We start from the raw sequence: 20,152 nt of genomic DNA, 5'->3' as shown, positions 1-20,152 counted from the left end.
TGCTTTTGATGTTTAGTTTGATTTTACGCGGCCCGTCCATTTGCGGAAGCCGCCATGTAGATGATGAAGTTGGCTATACTTTTTCTTTTTAAGAAAATTGGCTGCACGAGCACTTCTGAATCCACTTTCACAATATAGATAAACAGGCTGATCGCTACGCACTTCTTTTAAGCGCTGTCTCATTTGAGAGAGAGGAATGTTACGTGCCCCTAGAATATGTCCTTTTTTAAATTCTTCAGGCTCACGAACATCGATCAATTGAGCTTTTCGATAACCTGCTTTAAACTCTTCCTCATTTAACGTAGTTAGAAATCTCTTTTGGTATAATCCCATACCAATCACATAAACCAATAACGCTACTACAATACCTGCTAAAACTATCCATCCCATAACGCTTGCACTCCTTTAAACAATCTACCACAATTATAGCGGTGCACGGCTCTATAGGCAAAAGAAAAATCTGACTTTAAGCGATTGTTTTGACACATTCGCCGAATTTGGTACACTAGTTACGAATGAATGGCAGGGAGACGAAAAACGTGGAAAAAGAAAACTGGTATTATATCGATTCTGGAAATTGCGAACCTGCAATTAATATGGCAATGGACGAGGCGCTTCTAACATGGCACAGCGAGGGAAAGATTCCACCTGTTATCCGCTTTTACGGATGGAATCCAGCTACATTATCCATTGGATACTTTCAAAAAGTAGAAAAAGAGATTAACCTGGATGCAGTAAAAAAATACGGGCTAGGCTTTGTTAGACGCCCAACTGGAGGACGCGGAGTTCTTCATGATCAAGAACTTACGTACAGCGTCATCGTATCTGAAGCACACAAAGATATGCCGCAAAGTGTAACCGAAGCTTATCGAGTGATCTCAGAAGGAATAAAAGAAGGATTTCAAGGCTTAGGCTTAGATGCTTACTTCGCTGTTCCGAAAACAGAAGAAGAGCGTGAAGGGTTGAAGAATCCTCGATCAGCAGTATGTTTTGACGCTCCTTCGTGGTATGAACTAGTCGTTGAAGGTAGAAAAGTGGCGGGTAGTGCCCAAACAAGGCAAAAAGGTGTGATCCTGCAACACGGATCTATCCTTCTTGATTTAGACGAAGACAAATTGTTCGATTTATTTAAGTATTCAAGTGACAGATTAAGAGAGAGAATGCAGACAGCTTTTAAGAAGAAAGCAGTAGCAGTCAACGCTCTGCTAGATGTTCCTGTTACAATTGAAGACGCGAAGATAGCCTTTAAAAAAGGCTTTGAGGACGGTTTGGACGTAAATCTTGTACCGTACACACTTACAGACGATCAGTGGGCAGAAGTAAAGCACATAGCCGATACTCGTTATCGTAACGATGAGTGGACGTTCAGGCGTTAATAAAAAAAAATCGAAATCTCAATAAGAGATCTCGATTTTTTATTTTTGCTCTATAAAGATCAGAAAAAAAGATGTCAAGATATTAATTTTTTTTGGAAAATAGAAGGAATTTTTGAAAACCACGTGTTTGTACGGCTTTTTAAAACTACCAAATTATACAAATCTAGAATAAAGCCAATTCATTAATAAAATCATCATAAATTTACAAGAATCAAGGAATTGCTGTAATATCCTCATGATTTTAAGTTTGACAATTTTTTTTCTTTGACATGTGGTTTACGTATATATAGTATAAGGGTAGAACTTATACATACAAGATATAGACATGCATCCGTATGTGATTTAAATAGAGGAGGAGAAATATGGACACAGTCGCAACTGTTAAAAAGGGTATTAACATTGATGCTCTCAACAGTGATATAGCTCAATTTCCACAAGTACACCCCATAACTTCTACGATGAAAACAACACACAAAGGTGTTTCTAGGCTTGTTATGCTAGACCGATACAGCTTTAAAGACACTGAGAAGAAAACGTTAAAACCGGGTGACTTTGTTGTATTAACGGTAAAAGAGGACCCGAAATTTCCGGCAAGAGGGCTAGGCTATATTCAATCTGTCAACTGGGACGATAAAAATGCAGTTGTATTGGTTGAAGATGAGTTTAAAGCAGTATTAGAGAAGCCTGAAGAAGCAGAATCTGGTTTGATCACACGTTCACTAGATGTGATGGACAAGCCGTTAGAAGTTTACTACGAGCAGATCGCACTAAGAAATGCTACAGGCTTAGCATCTGTGGAAACGACGGAAGAAAAGCGCAAAGAATCATTTCAAAAGTTTTACAAAGAGCTTTCAGAGATGAACTTTGTACCTGCTGGACGTGTTTTATATGGCGCAGGTGCAGAAACAGATGTAACGTATTTCAACTGTTATGTGATGCCGTATGTAAAAGATTCGCGTGAAGGCATCTCAGATCATCGTAAGCAAGTTATGGAGATCATGAGTCGCGGAGGCGGAGTTGGAACGAACGGATCTACACTTCGACCGAAGAACGCACTAGCAAGAGGCGTAAACGGAAAATCATCTGGATCTGTATCCTGGTTGGATGACATCGCGAAGTTAACGCATCTGGTCGAGCAGGGAGGAAGTCGCAGGGGAGCCCAGATGATCATGCTGGCCGACTGGCACCCTGACATCATCGATTTCATTATTTCTAAGATGCAAAATCCTCGCATTTTACGTTACTTGATTGAAAATACGAATGACGAGAAGATCAAACAAGTTGCACAAGATAAATTAAAATTCACACCGCTGACACCAGCTCAAAAAGCGATGTACGAAGGAATCCTTCGCTATAAAGATATTCCAGGAACAGGCGGATTTGATTCTGACGTTCTACGCGATGCTGAGACAATGCTTCGCGACGGAGGAACGTATAGCGTTCATAATTCTGAGTTCTTAACAGGTGCGAATATCTCAGTTACGATTACAAAAGAATTCATGGAAGCCGTAGAAAATGACTCTGAGTATCTGTTGCGTTTTCCTAGCGTTGAAGCTTACACGCCAGAAGAAATGGAAGCTTACAACAACGAGTGGCATGAAGTCGGAGATGTTCGTGTTTGGGAAGAGAAAGGCTATGGTATTCGCGTTTACAAACGAATTCAAGCGCGTGAGCTGTGGAACCTGATTAACATTTGCGCCACATACTCTGCTGAGCCAGGTATTTTCTTTATTGATAACGCAAATGACATGACGAACGCTACCGCTTATGGACAAAAAGTTGTAGCAACAAATCCATGTGGAGAACAACCACTTGCACCGTACAGTGTCTGCAACCTTGCTGCAGTTAACCTTGGAAACATGGCTGACAAAGTAAACAAAACGGTGGACTTTGAAAAGCTAAAACAAACGGTTGAAGTTGGCGTACGTATGCAGGACAACGTAATTGATGCAACACCATACTTCTTAGAACCTAACCGCGTCCAAGCTTTAGGCGAACGTCGAGTAGGGCTAGGAGTTATGGGGCTTCATGACCTTTTGATCTATTGCGAGACTGTTTACGGATCTGAAGAAGGAAACAAGCTTGTTGATCAAATTTTCGAGACGATCGCCGTAACGGCTTACCGCACTTCAATCGAACTTGCTAAAGAGAAGGGAAGCTTCCCGTTCTTAGAAGGCGATTCAGATGAAACGACTAACGAGTTGCGTAGACGATTTACTGAAACCGGTTATATGAAGAAGCTTCCTGAGGATATTCGTGAAGACATCTTAAATTATGGGATTAGAAACTCTCACTTGTTAACGGTTGCTCCAACTGGATCCACAGGAACCATGGTTGGTGTCTCCACAGGATTAGAGCCTTACTTCTCTTTCTCATACTTCCGCAGTGGTCGTCTTGGGAAGTTTATCGAAGTGAAAGCTGATATCGTTAAGGAGTATTTAGACAGCAATCCAGAAGCGAACGAAAATGAGCTTCCTGAATGGTTTGTTGCCGCGATGGAGCTAGCACCAGAAGCACATGCAGATACGCAATGTGTCATCCAGCGTTGGGTAGATAGCTCGATCTCAAAAACAGTAAACGCTCCTAAAGGTTACACGGTTGATCAAGTTCAAAAAGTATACGAACGTCTTTATAAAGGTGGAGCAAAAGGTGGTACGGTGTACGTTGATGGAAGCCGTGACTCACAAGTTCTTACACTAAAAGCAGAAGAGACTTTTGAACAGACTGAGATTGATCTAGGTATGGAAGAAGAAAAAAGCAAAGTTGTTATTTTAGATACGATTACTGACCTTCGTTCTACAGATGTAACCATCGGTAACGAAGTGGGTAACACTTGCCCGGTATGCCGAAAAGGGAAAGTGAAAGAAATCGGCGGCTGTAACACGTGTACGAATTGTAACGCTCAATTAAAATGCGGATTATAAGAATGGAGGGAAGGAACTGGAAATGTTCCTTCCCTTTTCTTTTGGTGTTATTAGCACATACTAACTCCATCATTTGTGAAAAAAATTGTGGGGTGTATGACTATGGCTGGTGCCAATAAACCGTTTATGCCGCAGTTGATCTATTTCGAACCGCGTGCACTAGAGTATCCGTTAGGTAAAGAACTGTACGATCGTTTTAGTAAGCTAGAAGTTGAGATCAGAGAAACAACATCACATAACCAAATTCGTGATCTGCCAGGAGACAATGATTTTCAGAAATATAGAACAGCAAAATCAACGCTCGTTGTAGGTATCAGAAAAACGTTGAAGTTTGATACATCGAAACCATCTGCAGAATACGCGATTCCTCTTGCAACGGGATGCATGGGACATTGTCATTATTGTTATCTACAGACGACACTCGGCAGTAAGCCGTATCTACGAACTTATGTGAATACGGATGAGATCTTTGCTCAGGCTGAAAAGTATATGCAAGAACGAGCGCCTGAGATCACACGATTCGAAGCCTCATGTACATCCGATATTGTAGGCATCGATCATCTTACTCATAATTTGAAAAGAGCGATTGAATTTTTTGGTGCAACAGACCTTGGAAGGCTTCGTTTTACAACGAAGTATCATCACGTAGACCATTTACTTGATGCAAAACATCAGGGTAGGACGCGTTTCCGTTTTAGCGTAAATTCACATTATGTGATTAAGAATTTCGAACTTGGAACAAGTCCGCTTGAGGAGCGAATCAACGCTGCTATAAAAGTTGCAGAAGCAGGGTATCCGTTAGGATTTATTGTGGCACCTCTTTATCTTCATAAAGATTGGGAAGAAGGCTATAAAGAACTCTTTGATATTCTAGAAGCGAAAATTCCAAAGCACCTTACGAACGATCTTACGTTTGAGCTTATTCAGCACCGTTTTACGAAACCTGCAAAACGAGTTATTGAAAAAAACTATCCAAAATCAAAGCTTGAGATGAATGAAGAAGAAAGAAAATATAAGTGGGGAAGATATGGAATTGGAAAATATGTTTATCAAGATGATCAGGCGACAAGACTGCGTGAAACGGTAGAAAATTATATTCATACGATGTTTCCGCAAGCGAAGATTGAATATTTTACTTGATAAAATGCAGTGGCACCTTCCCTTGTCACGCTTACCATTCTATAGTATCCTTTTTATAGAGACCAAGCTGGTTTAGTATAGGGAGTGAACAATTTGCCGCCAACCCCAAGTATGGAAGATTATATAGAACGCATCTATGCCCTAATTGAAGAGAAAGGCTATGCCAGGGTATCAGATCTTGCTGAGAACCTAGAAGTGCATCCCTCTTCAGTAACCAAGATGATTCAAAAACTTGATAAAGGCAAGTACGTCGTTTATGAAAAATACAGAGGCTTCGTTCTAACACCGAACGGAAAAAAACTCGGAAAACGTTTAGTTTACAGACATGAGTTACTTGAAGAATTCTTAAAAGTTATTGGGGTCGACCAAGAGAACATCTACCAAGATGTTGAGGGTATTGAACATCATTTAAGTTGGAACGCTATTGATCGAATTGGAGATCTTGTTCAGTTTTTTGAAGAAGATGATAAAAGGGTAAAGTCATTAAGAGAAGTTCAAGCGAAGAATGAAGAACAAGAACAATCATAAATTTTTATGGTTGTTTTTTATTTTGGATTTTTTGTGTGGTGCGGTGTGTAAGGAAACACAAGTGGACAGTATTTTGTGGGAAGTGGACAGTAAATGAAGAAAACCCGACAGTATTTTTAGTGAAGTGGACAGTAAATCTAATCTTTTAACCTACACCGACAAATCAAAGGTATGACAAAAGACTTTATTTTGAAGAATCGGTTATAAAGGACATCTTCTGCTGATTAGGATAGTAGTGGAGGAGATGTTTATGCGAATTGATGGTGTGTTTTCAGGTGGAGGCATCAAGGCGCTTTCGTTGATTGGTGCTGTTGAAGCAGCTGAGAATCGTGGCCTCAGTTTTGAAAGGGTAGCTGGGACAAGTGCAGGAGCATTGATGGCTGCTTTGATCAAGGCAGGCTATACGGCGGGCGAAATGAAAGATATTATTGATAAATTAGACTTTAGAAAATTTCTTGATACAAGTAAAACAATTGTGCCTGTACCTTTTATGAACTGGTTGAAGCTTTATTGGAAACTTGGTCTTTTTAAGGGAGATTATTTGGAGAACTGGGTAGCTTCTCTATTAGCCGCACGGGGAATTGTTACGTTTGCTGATATTCCATATGGCAGTCTTAAGATTATTGCATCTGATATTTCTCGAGGAAGGCTGATTGTACTGCCAGATGATCTCGAGGAATACGGATTATTGCCAGAGCGCTTTCCGGTGGCACGAGCGGTTAGGATGAGTTGCAGTCTGCCTTATTTCTTTTACCCGATCAAACTTTTCAATCGTGTTGGGCAAAAGAGTTTTATTGTTGATGGAGGGGTTTTGAGTAACTTTCCGATGTGGCTTTTTCAAAGAAAAGATAGGGTGCCCGTTCGGCCGGTGTTAGGATTTCAATTGAGTTCGTACCTCAATGATCATATTCCAACTCACAATGTAAAAAATGCAGTTCAGCTATTTAAAGCGTTGTTTGAAACGATGATGCAAGCGCATGATAACCGATACATTGATTCACACGATGCACGAGATATTATCTTTATGCCTGTAAAGCATGTATCCGTCATCGATTTTCAATTGTCATCAGAAGCGAAGAATGAACTTTATACGTTTGGTCATGATCGTGCTGAACAATTCTTACAAAACTGGATTGCGAGTAAGAGGTATCCAAATCCAGCATATAAAAATCGAGCCTAATCCTTAAAAGGAGGCTCGATTTTTTTTCTTGTTCTTTTTCCCTTCGATCACGGTTAAGTGATGTTCACGTGTTTTCTTTCTCTGAGCGGAACTCTTTGCAGTCTTTTTGCTCGGAAACAACGGAGAGGCAGCCTTCGCCGGCTTCTGATTCGTGCCATAGCGTTTTTGAGATTGCTTGACTGCTTTTCTATACTTGCCGTTTACACCCGATGAGGTTCTGCGAAAGATAAAGTAAAACACGGCGACCACTGCTGCTCCGATCAGAATGGTTGTAAATAATTGGCGAGGTGAAGTGACTAGTTGATAAAGAATTCCGACAACAGCCAGTGAAATAACAAACCAAATGATAGGATGCAATCTTCTATTATTCTGTTGCAACAGGTTCACCTCCTTATGATTAAACGATTCTACTTGCGTTTAGTTCACTTTCATAGGATGCGTCACGACGTAACATTTCATTAAAAGAAATTATAGAAACTTCGATTTGTTTTTCATCAGGTTCTTTCGTAGTTAAGAGTTGAAGCCATAAGCCTGGATAACCTAGATAACGAAGAACAGGAACATCTCTTAGTTTATTTGTTAACTGTAATACTTCAAAAGATACCCCTAAAACCACAGGAATAAGCGCAAGTCTGCATAAAATTCTTAGCCACAGCGGATCTGATGGAAAGAAATAATAGATAAACATACCGACGATCACGGTAAATAGAATAAAACTGCTTCCGCAACGGTAATGCAGCCGCGAATGCTTCTTAACATTTTCAACCGTAAGCTCGTCTCCCGCTTCGTATGTGTTGATTACCTTATGTTCAGCTCCGTGATACATGAATACCCTCTTGATCGCAGGTGTTAAAGAAACAAAATAGATGTAGCTTAACAAAAAGATAAACTTGAACAGACCTTCTAACAGATTCTGACCAAGGTGCCCAGGCACGATAAAACGAAAAGCTTCTGCTAAAAAAACAGGTACGAGCGTAAAAACAAATTTTCCGAAAAGAAAAGATAAGACACCGATAATGGCTAAAGAAAAGAAAAAAGCGAATTTAGACGGCTTTTCTTCTTCCTCTTTTTCTTCTTCACCGGGATTAACACCAAATCGCTCAGCTGAAAAATTTAAATGCTGTGTACCGTTCATACTTGCTTCAATAATGGCTATGAATCCTCTTAAGAAAGGAATCTTCTTTAATTTTGATAGTACTGGAGAAGGTTTTTTCTTAAGTTCGAAATACTCGATTGTATCATCATTTCTCCGAATTGCCGTTACATATGTGTGCTTTCCGGCAAACATAACCCCTTCTAATACGGCCTGGCCGCCGTAAGCGGGCTTTTTCTCTTTTGTCATGTTGAACCCCCAGCCTAAAGTTTTGTAGGTACTTTCTATTCTACAGGAAAGCGGGATATTCCTCCACAAAGGATGATTGTATTTTTCCCATTTTATACATGTTTTACACGGAATATGATTGGTTGGAGTGTGAGAAGTTTGGGCAGTGGTTTTGTGGACATACTAGTAGTGTTGGAGGTGGTCGTTAATGAGCGATTCAAAACTAGAACAAAATAAACAAGAATCTCAATCTTCATTCATGAGCAGAGTCGTTGGTGTTGGCTTCTTTGGAGGCTTGATCTGGGCTTCTTTCGGATTTATCGCCTACTACTTAAATTTCTCAAAAGTTGGTCCTGCCCTTGTTTTAGTGCCATGGGCACTTGGTAAGTGGAAAACCGAGTGGATAGGTCAACTAATCAGTATTTTGATCATAGCTTTACTTTCGATTTTAGTTGCCATTGCATATCGCTATGCGTTTGCTAAGATCAAATCCATGTGGGCTGGCATCCTTTTCGGTGTTGCTCTGTGGGGGATTGTCTTTTTCTTGCTTCATCCGATCTTTCCAGGATTGGAACCTATGAACACGATGGGTAAGAATACGATAACAACGACGCTGTGCATCTATATATTATATGGCGTTTTTGTAGGATACTCGATCTCGTTTGAATACAGTGAACGTCATGGCCAGTCCCAGGGAAACAAGGAATCTACACAAAGTTCGTAACTATTCAAATGATCAGACGCTATGATAGAATGTTTTATGAACATTCTATTTTTTTATGCAAAGGCTAGGTGTTTCAGGTGAAAAACAGAAACTTTCTTGTTATAAACGGACCGAACTTAAACAGATTGGGAAAACGGGAGCCTGGCATATATGGCGCGCATACATTGGAAGATCTAGAGGGGGAACTTGTTTCTTTATCGAAAGAACTGCTTCTGGATATCTCGTTTAAACAGAGCAATAATGAAGGAGATATCATTGATATCATTCACAGAGCTGAAGATGAGTTTAGCGGAATCGTTCTAAACGCAGGTGCCTATACTCATTATAGTTATGCAATCAGAGACGCAATTGCCAGTGTGGATGTACCCGTAATCGAAGTCCATTTATCAAATGTTCATGCTCGAGAGGAATTTCGACGTGAATCTGTTATTGCTCCAGTTACGATTGGACAGATTTCAGGGTTTGGTTTTGATAGCTATAAATTAGCACTACAAGTTTTTCATAATCAACTTAAAGGGGATACGTTATGAATCGTGTAGAACGAGCAAGGCGTTTATTCGATACGTTTGATATTGATGCACTATTAGTTACATCTTCTTCAAATCGATTTTATCTAAGTGGTTTCAAAGGAAGTTCAGGCGTGCTTTTGATCACGAAAGACGAAGCGATTTTAGTAACTGATTTCAGATATAAGACTCAAGCAGCAGAACAAGCAGAAGGTTATCGTGTTGTGATGCACACGGATCCGATTCCGCAAGAGGTTGCAAAGTTAACGAAGGAGCTTTCAATTTCTAAGCTAGGTTTCGAGCAAGACCATGTTACATACTCTACATATCGTACATATGAGAAACAATTAGATGACAATACGACTGAACTTGTTCCAGTATCTGGTCTTGTGGAAAAGTTGCGCTTGATTAAGGATGAATCAGAGATTAAGATAGTAAAGGATGCAGCATCTATTGCCGATGCCGCTTTTTCACATATTATCGAGTATATTCGCCCGGGACTTACGGAGCGGGAAGTATCAAACGAACTAGAATTCTTCATGAGAAAAAATGGAGCCATCTCTTCATCGTTTGATATTATTGTGGCTTCAGGCTACCGTTCAGCCCTACCACATGGTGTTGCCTCAGATAAGAAGATTGAAACGGGTGAATTAGTGACCTTGGATTTTGGAGCATACTACAAAGGTTATTGTTCGGATATCACTCGTACGGTAGCCATCGGAAATGTTTCTGACGAGCTAAAAGAGATCTACCAAGTCGTATATGATGCACAGATGCTAGGTATGAAAGGCATTAAACCAGGAATGACAGGTAAGGATGCAGACGCGTTAACACGTGATTACATCGCTTCAAAAGGTTATGGTGAATACTTCGGACATTCTACAGGACATGGAATTGGTTTAGACGTACATGAAGGTCCGGCTCTATCTATGAAGTCTGACACGATTCTTGAACCGGGAATGCTTGTTACAGTAGAACCAGGTATTTATATCTCAGGACTAGGCGGAGTTCGGATTGAAGACGATGCACTCATAACAAAAGATGGCAATGAATCACTTACCTACTCTACTAAAACCCTTTTAACGTTAAGTTAAGGTATTTCAGGAGGATAAAAACATGATTTCAGTAAATGATTTTAAAACAGGATTAACGATTGAGGTTGACAACGGAATCTGGCAAGTTCTTGAGTTCCAACACGTAAAGCCAGGAAAAGGTGCGGCATTTGTTCGCTCTAAACTTCGTAACCTTCGCACAGGTGGTATCCAGGAAAAAACATTCCGCGGTGGAGAAAAAGTAGCAAAAGCTCATATCGAGAACCGTAAGATGCAATACCTATATGCATCAGGAGATACTCACACGTTCATGGATAACGAATCTTATGAGCAAATTGAACTTCAAGCTTCTCAAATCGAATACGAGTTGAAGTACTTGCTTGAAAACATGACCGTTCAGATCATGACTTACCAAGGTGAGACGATTGGTGTTGAACTTCCAAACACAGTTGAATTAGTAGTAGCAGAGACTGAGCCTGGTATTAAAGGAGACACAGCTTCTGGTGGAACTAAGCCAGCGACGCTTGAAACAGGTTTGATCGTGCAAGTTCCTTTCTTCGTAAACCAAGGGGACAAGCTGATCATCGATACAAGAAATGCAGCTTACGTTTCTCGTGCATAGTCTATGATATTGAAACCTCATTCCATTCTGGAGTGAGGTTTTTTTTATGTGATAAGCAGTTTGCAGGTGTGATGTAGTATGCAACGAACTGGTTAAAAAGTTTGATCGGGTTGAGGGTATTTGCCATCTGTTAATCGTCGGATCATGTAGACTCGCGTATATATGGCAAAAACTCGTGGAATCAATCACAAAACTCGTGGAATCAGGTCCAAAATTTCTGGAATGTATACAAGTATTTTAAGGACTTTTATTAAAAATACTCCCCTCCGTATTAGCCGAAACACCGTTTTTAGCGTAAGGAGCTCACTGAGTTGGTTCGCTGCATTAAAAACAGCAATAATCTGATTGGAATAGCTAAATATCATCAATAACACTGCCTCTCATTGAAAAGTTTCACTATAAATAATAAAGAATGGATTCCTCAGTAATATTTACTAACAATCTATCAAAAGCACCCTCTACCTCTCCTCCTAATCTTAAGCCTACCTTTATTGGCATAAAGCTTACATGTCTGCCATACGTTTATAGTACTAGCCTCTTAAAGGAGAAATCGGTCATGGAGACGATCTTTAGACTTTTTCCAGATAAACTACAGCATACGCTAAGAAAACTGCCACCATCTGTCCTTCAATCTGTTGAAGAGATCAGGGTTCGAATTGGACAACCGATGGAAATCCTTTGTTCCGGTAAACCAATCTATCCGACTGAGGGCCCAATAACGGCAGAAGAATCACAAGTATTGCTCAACAGGTTAAGTCAGCACTCTCTCTACGCGCTTGAAGAGGAGCTAAAAAGAGGTTATATCACAATCTCAGGCGGTCATCGTGTAGGACTAGCAGGGAAAGTGATCACTGAACATGGATTCGTAAAAGCCATTAAAGATATTAGTTCGTTTAACGTGAGAGTTGCAAGAGAGAAGATTGGAATCGCAGAACCGTTAATTTCATATCTCTACCAAAAAAAATGGCTCAATACTTTGCTGATCGGTCCGCCGCAAACCGGGAAAACCACTTTATTAAGAGATATTGCGAGACTTGTTAGTTGTGGCGTTCAGCAAAAAAATATCCCTTCTTTTAAAGTGGGAATTGTGGATGAGCGTTCTGAAATAGCGGGTGCTATAAAAGGTGTTCCTCAGCATACCTTTGGAAGGCGTGTAGATGTTCTTGATGCATGTCCGAAAGCAGAAGGGATGATGATGCTCATCCGTTCGATGAGTCCTCAAGTAATGATCGTTGATGAAATCGGACGAAAAGAAGACGGTGAAGCGATTTTAGAAGCGATGCATGCGGGTGTTCAAATGATTTTTACCGCACATGGAAGCTCTATAGAAGATGCGCTGAAACGACCTGTGATGAAACCTTTAGGAGATCTTTCTTTGTTTGAAAGGTATGTAATTTTGAGCCGTGATAAAGGACCGGGAACCATTCAGAGAATCTATGACGGAGCATTAAACGTGATCTACAGATCATCTGGTGGTGCAGCATGATGAGTTGGATCGGTGCGATCGCTATTCTTTCAGCCACAACGATCTTTGGTTTTGAATGGGCAAAGCGGGTAAGAGAACGGCCAAAGAAGTTAAGAGAATTAAAAGTAACGCTACAAGCCTTGGAGGCCGAGATCATGTACGGATCTACTCCTCTTCATGAGGCGTTTTTGCATATTGGAAGGCCATTAAAAGAACCATTGTCCACTTTTTTTCTCACCATATCAGACCGTTTAGCAGAAGGCGAGCTATCGGTGCAAGAAGCCTGGGATCTTCAGTTAGCTGTTCTGGCCAAGGAAACCTCTTTTAAGATGGGTGAGATCGAAGTGCTTCGCCAATTTGGCGCAACGCTTGGCAGGCATGACAAAGAGCATCAGCAGAAGCAGATTCAGTTGACGTTAGCTCACCTTAATCGTGAAGAAAAAGAAGCAAGAGACATACAAGAACGTTATGAAAAAATGTGTAAAAGTCTTGGGGTATTAATGGGACTTTTAATCGTTATTCTCTTAATGTAACAAGGAGGTTTCACAAATGGGATTGGATGTAAACGCAGTGTTTCAGATTGCGGGGCTTGGCATAATCGTTGCGATGCTTCATACCGTTTTAAAGATGATCGGAAAAGAGGACTATGCTCACTGGGTCACTCTTTTAGGTTTTGTTGTTGCCCTTTTTATGGTCATCACTCTTTTAGATGATTTATTTCAGAAGGTAAAAGGCGTCTTTTTGTTTCAGAATTAAGGAGGGGGCCAGATTGGAAATTATCCAAATTGTTGGTTTTGGGCTAGTTGCTGCTTTCTTAGCCTTAGTCCTTAAAGAACAAAAAGCGAATTTTGCTTTTTTGGTCACACTCATGGTTGGAGCAGGAATCTTTTTATTCTTGATTGATAAGATCGGACAAATTCTTACGATGCTTCAACGACTCGCCATAAACGCTAACGTAAACATGGTCTATGTTGAAACGTTATTAAAGATAATAGGCATTGCTTATATTGCTGAGTTTGGAGCACAGATCACACGAGATGCGGGGCAGGGAGCGATAGCATCTAAGATTGAACTAGGTGGCAAGATACTGATTCTCGTGATGGCGATACCTATTTTAACAGTAATTATTGAAACCGTTCTGACGCTTATACCGAAATAAGAAAGCAGGTTATAAAGATGCAGAAAGTGATGGTGCGGACAAGTCTACTTCTACTCATAATCTTTTCCTTCATCCTATTTGGCCCCATAGAATCCGCATCAGCGAGCTCGATCACTTCAAAAATAGTAGATCAACAAGTATCCTCCATGCAGCTAGATGAAATCAAACAATATTGGGATAGCATCTCCCGTGAATACGGAGGATTCTTGCCAGAAAGCCAAAAAGGAACCTTCCTTGAATTTGTAAAAGGAGAAAAAGATTTTTCTATAAAAGGCTACATGATCGGACTTTTAAAGTTTATGTTTCATGAACTTGCTGTTCACGGGAAACTGCTTGGAACCTTAATTTTGCTCACTGTTTTCAGCATGTTGCTGCAATCCATCCAGAACGCTTTTGATCGATCTGCTATTTCAAAAGTGGCATATGGAATTATTTATATGGTCTTAATCATTTTAGCTTTAAACAGTTTTCATGTTGCGATCTCTTATGCAACAGAAGCGATCGATAACATGTTAAGTTTCATGATTGCACTCATACCCCTACTTCTCGCCTTGATGGCAACTGTGGGAAGCATCGCTTCAGTCGCGTTTTTTCATCCGGTCATCTTGTTTTTAGTAAATACAAGCGGGCTTTTGATCAAAAATTTTGTATTGCCGCTTCTTTTTTTATCTGCACTATTAAGCATCGTTTCAACGATGTCAGAGCATCACAAAGTCACGCAGTTAGCTAAGCTGTTAAGAAATATCAGCATGGGTGCACTCGCCTTTTTTTTCACTGTTTTCCTAGGTGTAATGAGTGTTCAAGGTGCAACAGCAGCAGTAGCAGATGGAATAACGATCAAGACAGCAAAATTTGTAACAGGGAATTTTATTCCGGTTGTAGGCCGTATGTTTACAGATGCGACAGATACTGTGATGAGCGCTTCCATCTTACTAAAGAACTCAGTTGGCATAATCGGGGCATTATTATTACTTCTGTTAGCTATATTTCCTGCCATCAAAGTTTTAATTCTAGCTTTTATATATAGCATGGCTGCAGCCCTTCTTCAGCCTTTAGGAGGTGGGCCGATCGTTGAATCATTAGGCATCATCGGTAAGAGCGTCATGTTTATCTTTGCTGCCCTTATGACTGTGTCTATTATGTTCTTTCTAGCTATAACGATAATAATCGCAGCCGGAAACGTTACGCTGATGGTTCGATAGGAGGGGAAGCATGGCATTCTTAACGGAGTGGATAACCAATATTATCATTCTTGTACTATTAGCCGGAGTCATCGAGCTGTTGTTACCTGGCAATCAATTTCAAAATTATATCAAGATGGTTGTAGGTTTGCTCATACTGCTTGCTATGCTCTCTCCACTGTTCAAACTAATAAATTCAGATCTGGATCAAGTGTTTCTCGCCATGGATCTACCAGCTGCAGCGAAAGAAGACGAAATAAAAAATTCGATAGAAGAGAATAAAAGTGAAATACAATCCGCTCAACGTGCATATATATTAGAGCAAATGGCTGTCCCAATGAAAAAACAAGTTCAAGAGGAGTTGAAACAGACTTATGAGTTAGAGATTGTCGATCTTCAAATTCGAACGGAAATGGGTAAACAGCCGTTGGAGCCTGAAGATATAAGGGGTGCCAAAGTGGTGCTAGCCAAGTATCACGACCAAGCTGAAATCTCTGAAGTATCAGAAGTGGATGTGAGTGTTTCTGATCCAGAGAGAAAAGAATCTCTCACACAACCAGTTTCTAACGAAGTCATCCAGTTCTTAGCTAGTCAGTGGCAGCTGGATGCAGACCAAGTTGATGTACATTTGGAAGGGGGAGAGGAGTTATCCCAATGAAACGTTCATTTTGGGAACAGATAAAAAAACGGCTGCAGCTGAGTGATAAAGCAGGGAATAAACAAAAGTACTTACTTGTCTTACTTCTATTGGGAATTTCTCTTATGTTTATTAGCAAGATGATAGACTCCCCTGCTCAAAAAAGTTCATTAAACGGGCTAGTGCCAGAAACGAAGGTTAAATCCGAGGCGGTATTTAAACAAGCTAAAGAAGTAACAGACAAAAATATCAAAACGTATGAAGACCTTTATTCTAACGAACTGAAAGATCTATTAGAACAGATGCAAGGAGTTGGCAAAGTTTCCGTCATGGTAGAACTTTCCACAACTGAGAGAAAAGAGTTCGTTACAGATGATAGCACACAGAGCCAGACTACATCGGAAAATGATAAAAATGGCGGTAAGAGAACGATAGAAGATCAAAAGATAGATGAAAAAGTAGTAATTATCTCAAATGACGGCAGAGAAGAGCCGATCATTGTCACAACAGAAAAACCAAAGATAAAAGGTGTGGCTATATTGGCGCAAGGTGCAGAGAACATCCAGACAAAGTCTATGATCATAGAGCTCGTTAAAAAAGTTTTTGATATAGGTAGTGATCAAATTTTTGTAGGACCAAAAAATCCTGAGGGGGAATAAACAAATGTTATTGAAAAAACAAACTGTTTGGCTTCTGACTATGCTTAGCTTAATCATTGTGTTGTCTGTGTATTATATTACAGCACCTGGTGGAACGGATGATCTTGCTTATTTGGAGGCAGGAAAGAAGTCTGGTAAAGAAGCGACTGTGTCAGGTGTTGCAAACGACGATGTGTTTACTGCCCTTCGCCTAGAGCGAGATGAAGTTCGTGATGAGATGAGTGCTGATTATGTAGCCGTTGCTGGTTCTGAGGACGCTTCAGCTGAGGTTCAAGCTGATGCTTGGGCAAAGATGACAGAGCTTCAATCACTTACTATGCAAGAATCAACAGTAGAAACATTGATCAAATCGATGGGATTCAATGATGCTTTAGTGAGCACGATGAACAATGAGATCAAAGTGATCGTAAAAGCTGATAAACTATCGAAAAAAGAAGTTGTTGAGATTATGAATGTTGCAAACGAACACCTTGGTAGCGGGAAAACAGTAGCGGTTGAATATCATGCGTCCAAATAAATAAGCTTAAAAGAGTAAGAAAGCCGGAAATTCCGGCTTTTTTCTTTTTGCGGTTTCATGATATATTGGATAGAAACTTATAGCGTCATTCAAGTTTGCATTTCTTTTTGACGGGAAATGATAGAAAAAAGTGAAGAGTAACCGTAAACGCTTACAATGTAAGGTGTAATCGTGTACTATTAACTTGAAAAATGATTCTAATGTATCCACGAAAAAAGAAATGTGGTATATTACATGTGTTAAGACCTAGTCACAATAGAAGGTGCTAAATAAAAAAATCTAAACTGGATAGGATTGTTAAAAGGAGTAGAGATCATGCTAAAAATACAAGAAATTCGTGAATTGATTAAACTTATTGACAAATCAAGCATCAATGAATTCAAATACGAAAATGATGGTTCTAAGATTGTTCTTAAAAAGGACAGTGGATCAGTAGTTTCTTATGGAGCAGAAGAAGTTGTTTCTCAGCCCGTAGTCACTCAAGCGCCACCTGTAAAAGAACAGGCTCCAGCAGCTGAAACAGTTAAGGAAAATACAGAAGTTAAACAAGAAACAAAACAGGCAGACGAAGATGCTAACTTACATAAGGTAGTTTCTCCTATGGTAGGAACGTTCTATTCTGCTTCATCTCCAGATGTAGAAGCCTTTGTTAAGCCGGGAGATAAAGTTTCAAAAGATAGCATCGTTTGTATTATCGAAGCGATGAAATTATTCAACGAGATTGAATCTGAAGTGAATGGTGAAATCGTAAAAGTACTAGTTGAGAACGGACAATTAGTAGAATACGGACAACCTCTGTTCCTTGTGAAAGCAGAATAGGAGGGTATGTCTATGATTAAAAAGCTATTAGTAGCAAACCGTGGTGAGATTGCTGTAAGGATTATACGCGCATGCAAAGAACTTGGTGTTGAAACAGTAGCCGTTTATTCAGAAGCCGATAAAGATGCCTTGCATGTCCGTTTGGCAGATGAGGCTTATTGTATCGGACCGACTGCTTCAAAAGATAGTTATCTGAACTTCACTAACATAATGAGCGTAGCAACACTAACTGGCTCAGAAGCCATTCATCCTGGATATGGATTCTTGGCAGAGAACGCTGACTTTGCAGAACTATGTAGAGAATGCAATGTAACGTTTGTTGGTCCGAGTGCTGAAGCGATCAACAAGATGGGTATTAAGGATGTTGCGAGAGCAACGATGGCGGATGCCGGAGTTCCTATCGTACCGGGTTCTGACGGGATTATTAGGGACAAGGAAGAAGCCATTGAACTCAGCAACAAAATTGGGTATCCTGTAATTATTAAAGCAACAGCAGGCGGTGGGGGTAAGGGGATCCGCGTAGCTAAGAATGAAACGGAACTTTTAAAAGGCATTGCGATCACTCAGCAAGAAGCAGCAACTGCTTTTGGTAACCCAGGTGTGTATATTGAAAAATACATTGAAGATTTCCGACATGTTGAGATACAGGTGCTTGCAGATAACCATGGGAATGTTATTCACTTGGGAGAAAGAGACTGCAGTATCCAAAGACGTCTTCAAAAGCTTTTAGAGGAGACACCATCTCCAGCTATCTCCCCATCTAAACGCCAAGAGATGGGTGATGCAGCAGTAAAAGCAGCTGAAGCCGTTCAATATTCTGGTGCTGGTACCGTAGAATTTATCTTTGATCATAATACAGGTGACTTCTATTTCATGGAGATGAATACTAGAATCCAAGTAGAACATCCTGTAACTGAGATGGTAACGGGAATTGATCTAATCAAGGAACAGATCAAAGTAGCTTCAGGTGAGAGATTGCGATACAAACAAGAAGATATCGAGTTTGATGGCTGGTCGATCGAATGCAGAATTAATGCAGAGAATCCTGAGAAAAACTTTATGCCTTCTGCTGGAAAGATTGAAATGTACCTTCCACCAGGCGGTCTAGGTGTTCGAATTGATTCTGCTGTTTACCCTGGCTATACGATTCCACCATTTTATGATTCAATGATTGCTAAAGTTATAACTTACGGAAATACTAGACAAGAAGCAATTGACCGTATGAAGCGTGCACTAAGCGAGTTTGTTATCGAAGGAATTCATACGACCATTCCGTTCCACCTGCGTCTGTTAAACCATGAGACTTTTGTGAATGGTGACTTTAATACAAAGTTTTTAGAAAATCATGATTTAACTTCAAAAAGCGAATAAGTACGGAGGTGTTTAAGTGATGAACGAACTATCATTTGAAATGGAAAGTTACTCATCAGAATTAGGAAAAGTGGAGATCTCACCTGAGGTTATCGAAGTTATTGCAAGTATTGCAGCTTCAGATGTTGAAGGTGTCGCTTCCATGAGAGGCAGCTTTGCAAGTGGTGTAGTAGAGCGACTTGGAAAGAAAACGCATGGCAAAGGCGTTAAAGTAGAACTCTCAGAAGCAGGTATTTCTATTGATGTATACGTATCAATGAAATATGGAGTTGCGATTCCAGATGTAGCTCAAAAAATTCAAGATTATATCAGACAAGCGCTTCTAGACATGACAGCACTAGAAGCAACGGATATCAACGTATTCGTAGTTGGTGTTCAATTTGATTCAAAAGAAAAACAGAATGAAGCACCAGAAGTAGATTATTAAAAAGATCAAAGGGTGAGGTTCTACTTGCCCTTTGGTCTTTTTTCTTGTTGTTTATTACGAGCAAATTTTGTGATGAAAACATTCAGCTCATTGAAGTTACAGTTGAGGTGGGGGTATAAGTGGTAGAAGAGTACTCGAGTGATGTCAACTCGCCAGTATATAGGCAAATCTCGCCGGGATATAGCCCAAACTTGCGGGTAAAGTCCGAAATTTCTAGAATTATCTCGTGAATTTACTGAATGAACAGTCTGGATACCCCACTTCGTATAGAATGGAAGGTACGTGCCTACTATTTGAGACATTTATAATGGAGACGTACGAATATAGCTCACGGCCTTCCCCGCGGAAAGTGAGCATCCTTTAATGGAAATCAATGAACTTCAAAAGCATGAATGAATTAGAATAAGCCCGAAAAAATTACTTCTTTAAAATTCACACTTAGAAAAGATAAAATACTTTTAACGGAAAGAAAAAAACTGAATGTTCGGAAGGGTTAGTAAGTCCATTGTTCGGATTGTAACGAGTCCTAACATTATGGTATTAT

The 20,152-nt window shown here is 40.1% G+C and carries 23 protein-coding genes; 20 read left to right on the top strand and 3 right to left on the bottom strand.

Going from position 1 to position 20,152, the window contains the following annotated elements:
* Positions 1-12: 12 nt before the first annotated feature.
* On the bottom strand, positions 13-390 hold the full coding sequence (locus tag IHV10_RS14685) for a rhodanese-like domain-containing protein (protein ID WP_197131021.1): 378 nt from the start codon (positions 388-390) through the stop codon (positions 13-15).
* Positions 391-539: 149 nt separating this feature from the next.
* Between IHV10_RS14685 and IHV10_RS14680 the strand changes: the two genes are divergently transcribed.
* The 5 genes from IHV10_RS14680 to IHV10_RS14660 all read left to right on the top strand — a co-directional run bounded on the left by IHV10_RS14680 (position 540) and on the right by IHV10_RS14660 (position 7,148).
* Complete coding sequence (locus IHV10_RS14680) at positions 540-1,376, top strand: lipoate--protein ligase family protein (protein WP_197131017.1); 837 nt, start codon at positions 540-542, stop codon at positions 1,374-1,376.
* 362 nt (positions 1,377-1,738) lie between these two features.
* Positions 1,739-4,300: a vitamin B12-dependent ribonucleotide reductase gene (locus IHV10_RS14675; protein WP_197131015.1), complete on the top strand. Its 2,562-nt coding sequence runs from the start codon at positions 1,739-1,741 to the stop codon at positions 4,298-4,300.
* Positions 4,301-4,402: 102 nt separating this feature from the next.
* On the top strand, positions 4,403-5,440 hold the full coding sequence (gene splB / locus IHV10_RS14670; RefSeq protein WP_197131013.1) for a spore photoproduct lyase: 1,038 nt from the start codon (positions 4,403-4,405) through the stop codon (positions 5,438-5,440).
* 111 nt (positions 5,441-5,551) lie between these two features.
* Positions 5,552-5,968 (top strand): transcriptional regulator MntR, encoded by a 417-nt coding sequence (gene mntR / locus IHV10_RS14665; RefSeq protein WP_197131213.1) that lies wholly within the window; start codon positions 5,552-5,554, stop codon positions 5,966-5,968.
* A 250-nt stretch (positions 5,969-6,218) separates the two neighbouring features.
* Positions 6,219-7,148, top strand: coding sequence for a patatin-like phospholipase family protein (locus IHV10_RS14660; RefSeq protein WP_197131011.1), 930 nt, complete (start codon positions 6,219-6,221; stop codon positions 7,146-7,148).
* Between the two features lie 3 nt (positions 7,149-7,151).
* Here the strand turns inward: IHV10_RS14660 and IHV10_RS14655 are convergent, their stop codons facing one another.
* Complete coding sequence (locus tag IHV10_RS14655; RefSeq protein ID WP_197131009.1) at positions 7,152-7,526, bottom strand: SA1362 family protein; 375 nt, start codon at positions 7,524-7,526, stop codon at positions 7,152-7,154.
* Between the two features lie 19 nt (positions 7,527-7,545).
* Positions 7,546-8,490, bottom strand: coding sequence for a DUF1385 domain-containing protein (locus IHV10_RS14650; RefSeq protein WP_197131007.1), 945 nt, complete (start codon positions 8,488-8,490; stop codon positions 7,546-7,548).
* Between the two features lie 187 nt (positions 8,491-8,677).
* On the opposite strand from IHV10_RS14650, the gene IHV10_RS14645 reads away from it, so the two are divergent.
* The 15 genes from IHV10_RS14645 to IHV10_RS14575 all read left to right on the top strand — a co-directional run bounded on the left by IHV10_RS14645 (position 8,678) and on the right by IHV10_RS14575 (position 19,608).
* A complete protein-coding gene (locus IHV10_RS14645; protein WP_197131005.1) occupies positions 8,678-9,193 on the top strand; it encodes a YqhR family membrane protein in 516 nt (171 codons plus the stop codon).
* Between the two features lie 77 nt (positions 9,194-9,270).
* On the top strand, positions 9,271-9,723 hold the full coding sequence (aroQ, locus tag IHV10_RS14640) for a type II 3-dehydroquinate dehydratase (RefSeq protein ID WP_197131003.1): 453 nt from the start codon (positions 9,271-9,273) through the stop codon (positions 9,721-9,723).
* Positions 9,720-10,793, top strand: coding sequence for a M24 family metallopeptidase (locus tag IHV10_RS14635; protein WP_197131000.1), 1,074 nt, complete (start codon positions 9,720-9,722; stop codon positions 10,791-10,793). The genes aroQ and IHV10_RS14635 overlap by 4 nt, the downstream gene beginning before the upstream one ends.
* A gap of 22 nt (positions 10,794-10,815) precedes the next feature.
* Positions 10,816-11,373: an elongation factor P gene (gene efp, locus IHV10_RS14630; protein ID WP_197130997.1), complete on the top strand. Its 558-nt coding sequence runs from the start codon at positions 10,816-10,818 to the stop codon at positions 11,371-11,373.
* Between the two features lie 556 nt (positions 11,374-11,929).
* Positions 11,930-12,859: a stage III sporulation protein AA gene (gene spoIIIAA, locus IHV10_RS14625; RefSeq protein WP_197130994.1), complete on the top strand. Its 930-nt coding sequence runs from the start codon at positions 11,930-11,932 to the stop codon at positions 12,857-12,859.
* The gene (gene spoIIIAB, locus IHV10_RS14620) at positions 12,856-13,371 is read left to right on the top strand and encodes a stage III sporulation protein SpoIIIAB (RefSeq protein WP_231619559.1); all 516 of its coding nucleotides are present in this window, start codon (positions 12,856-12,858) and stop codon (positions 13,369-13,371) included. The genes spoIIIAA and spoIIIAB overlap by 4 nt, the downstream gene beginning before the upstream one ends.
* A gap of 16 nt (positions 13,372-13,387) precedes the next feature.
* Positions 13,388-13,594, top strand: a complete 207-nt coding sequence (gene spoIIIAC / locus IHV10_RS14615) for a stage III sporulation protein AC (RefSeq protein ID WP_066290831.1) — start codon at positions 13,388-13,390, stop codon at positions 13,592-13,594.
* A gap of 13 nt (positions 13,595-13,607) precedes the next feature.
* Entirely contained in the window at positions 13,608-13,997 is a 390-nt protein-coding gene (spoIIIAD, locus tag IHV10_RS14610) for a stage III sporulation protein AD (RefSeq protein ID WP_066396033.1), read from the top strand.
* 17 nt (positions 13,998-14,014) lie between these two features.
* The gene (spoIIIAE, locus tag IHV10_RS14605; RefSeq protein WP_197130991.1) at positions 14,015-15,199 is read left to right on the top strand and encodes a stage III sporulation protein AE; all 1,185 of its coding nucleotides are present in this window, start codon (positions 14,015-14,017) and stop codon (positions 15,197-15,199) included.
* 10 nt (positions 15,200-15,209) lie between these two features.
* On the top strand, positions 15,210-15,836 hold the full coding sequence (spoIIIAF, locus tag IHV10_RS14600; RefSeq protein WP_197130988.1) for a stage III sporulation protein AF: 627 nt from the start codon (positions 15,210-15,212) through the stop codon (positions 15,834-15,836).
* Complete coding sequence (gene spoIIIAG, locus IHV10_RS14595; protein ID WP_191753865.1) at positions 15,833-16,474, top strand: stage III sporulation protein AG; 642 nt, start codon at positions 15,833-15,835, stop codon at positions 16,472-16,474. Before spoIIIAF ends, spoIIIAG begins: the two co-directional genes overlap by 4 nt.
* 4 nt (positions 16,475-16,478) lie before the next feature.
* Complete coding sequence (locus IHV10_RS14590) at positions 16,479-16,991, top strand: SpoIIIAH-like family protein (RefSeq protein WP_191753866.1); 513 nt, start codon at positions 16,479-16,481, stop codon at positions 16,989-16,991.
* Between the two features lie 315 nt (positions 16,992-17,306).
* A complete protein-coding gene (gene accB, locus IHV10_RS14585; RefSeq protein ID WP_191753867.1) occupies positions 17,307-17,810 on the top strand; it encodes an acetyl-CoA carboxylase biotin carboxyl carrier protein in 504 nt (167 codons plus the stop codon).
* Between the two features lie 12 nt (positions 17,811-17,822).
* A complete protein-coding gene (gene accC, locus IHV10_RS14580) occupies positions 17,823-19,181 on the top strand; it encodes an acetyl-CoA carboxylase biotin carboxylase subunit (protein ID WP_191753868.1) in 1,359 nt (452 codons plus the stop codon).
* 19 nt (positions 19,182-19,200) lie between these two features.
* A complete protein-coding gene (locus tag IHV10_RS14575; RefSeq protein WP_137788933.1) occupies positions 19,201-19,608 on the top strand; it encodes an Asp23/Gls24 family envelope stress response protein in 408 nt (135 codons plus the stop codon).
* Positions 19,609-20,152 lie beyond the last annotated feature (544 nt).

The sequence above is a fragment of the Fictibacillus sp. 5RED26 genome (genome assembly GCF_015903895.1).
GTDB lineage: Bacteria > Bacillota > Bacilli > Bacillales > Fictibacillaceae > Fictibacillus > Fictibacillus phosphorivorans.
The sequence above is the reverse complement of the archived record's forward strand: the minus strand, read 5'-3'. Positions and strand labels throughout refer to the sequence as shown.

Coding starts and splice junctions, on each gene's coding strand:
- mntR (WP_197131213.1), top strand. CDS start 5,552: ATGGAAGATTATATAGAACGCATCTATGCCCTAATTGAAGAGAAAGGC.
- accB (WP_191753867.1), top strand. CDS start 17,307: ATGCTAAAAATACAAGAAATTCGTGAATTGATTAAACTTATTGACAAA.
- IHV10_RS14685 (WP_197131021.1), bottom strand. CDS start 390: ATGGGATGGATAGTTTTAGCAGGTATTGTAGTAGCGTTATTGGTTTAT.
- spoIIIAE (WP_197130991.1), top strand. CDS start 14,015: ATGCAGAAAGTGATGGTGCGGACAAGTCTACTTCTACTCATAATCTTT.
- spoIIIAG (WP_191753865.1), top strand. CDS start 15,833: ATGAAACGTTCATTTTGGGAACAGATAAAAAAACGGCTGCAGCTGAGT.
- IHV10_RS14675 (WP_197131015.1), top strand. CDS start 1,739: ATGGACACAGTCGCAACTGTTAAAAAGGGTATTAACATTGATGCTCTC.
- IHV10_RS14660 (WP_197131011.1), top strand. CDS start 6,219: ATGCGAATTGATGGTGTGTTTTCAGGTGGAGGCATCAAGGCGCTTTCG.
- IHV10_RS14635 (WP_197131000.1), top strand. CDS start 9,720: ATGAATCGTGTAGAACGAGCAAGGCGTTTATTCGATACGTTTGATATT.
- IHV10_RS14590 (WP_191753866.1), top strand. CDS start 16,479: ATGTTATTGAAAAAACAAACTGTTTGGCTTCTGACTATGCTTAGCTTA.
- accC (WP_191753868.1), top strand. CDS start 17,823: ATGATTAAAAAGCTATTAGTAGCAAACCGTGGTGAGATTGCTGTAAGG.
- spoIIIAF (WP_197130988.1), top strand. CDS start 15,210: ATGGCATTCTTAACGGAGTGGATAACCAATATTATCATTCTTGTACTA.
- IHV10_RS14650 (WP_197131007.1), bottom strand. CDS start 8,490: ATGACAAAAGAGAAAAAGCCCGCTTACGGCGGCCAGGCCGTATTAGAA.
- spoIIIAB (WP_231619559.1), top strand. CDS start 12,856: ATGATGAGTTGGATCGGTGCGATCGCTATTCTTTCAGCCACAACGATC.
- splB (WP_197131013.1), top strand. CDS start 4,403: ATGGCTGGTGCCAATAAACCGTTTATGCCGCAGTTGATCTATTTCGAA.
- efp (WP_197130997.1), top strand. CDS start 10,816: ATGATTTCAGTAAATGATTTTAAAACAGGATTAACGATTGAGGTTGAC.
- IHV10_RS14645 (WP_197131005.1), top strand. CDS start 8,678: ATGAGCGATTCAAAACTAGAACAAAATAAACAAGAATCTCAATCTTCA.
- spoIIIAC (WP_066290831.1), top strand. CDS start 13,388: ATGGGATTGGATGTAAACGCAGTGTTTCAGATTGCGGGGCTTGGCATA.
- IHV10_RS14575 (WP_137788933.1), top strand. CDS start 19,201: ATGAACGAACTATCATTTGAAATGGAAAGTTACTCATCAGAATTAGGA.
- spoIIIAA (WP_197130994.1), top strand. CDS start 11,930: ATGGAGACGATCTTTAGACTTTTTCCAGATAAACTACAGCATACGCTA.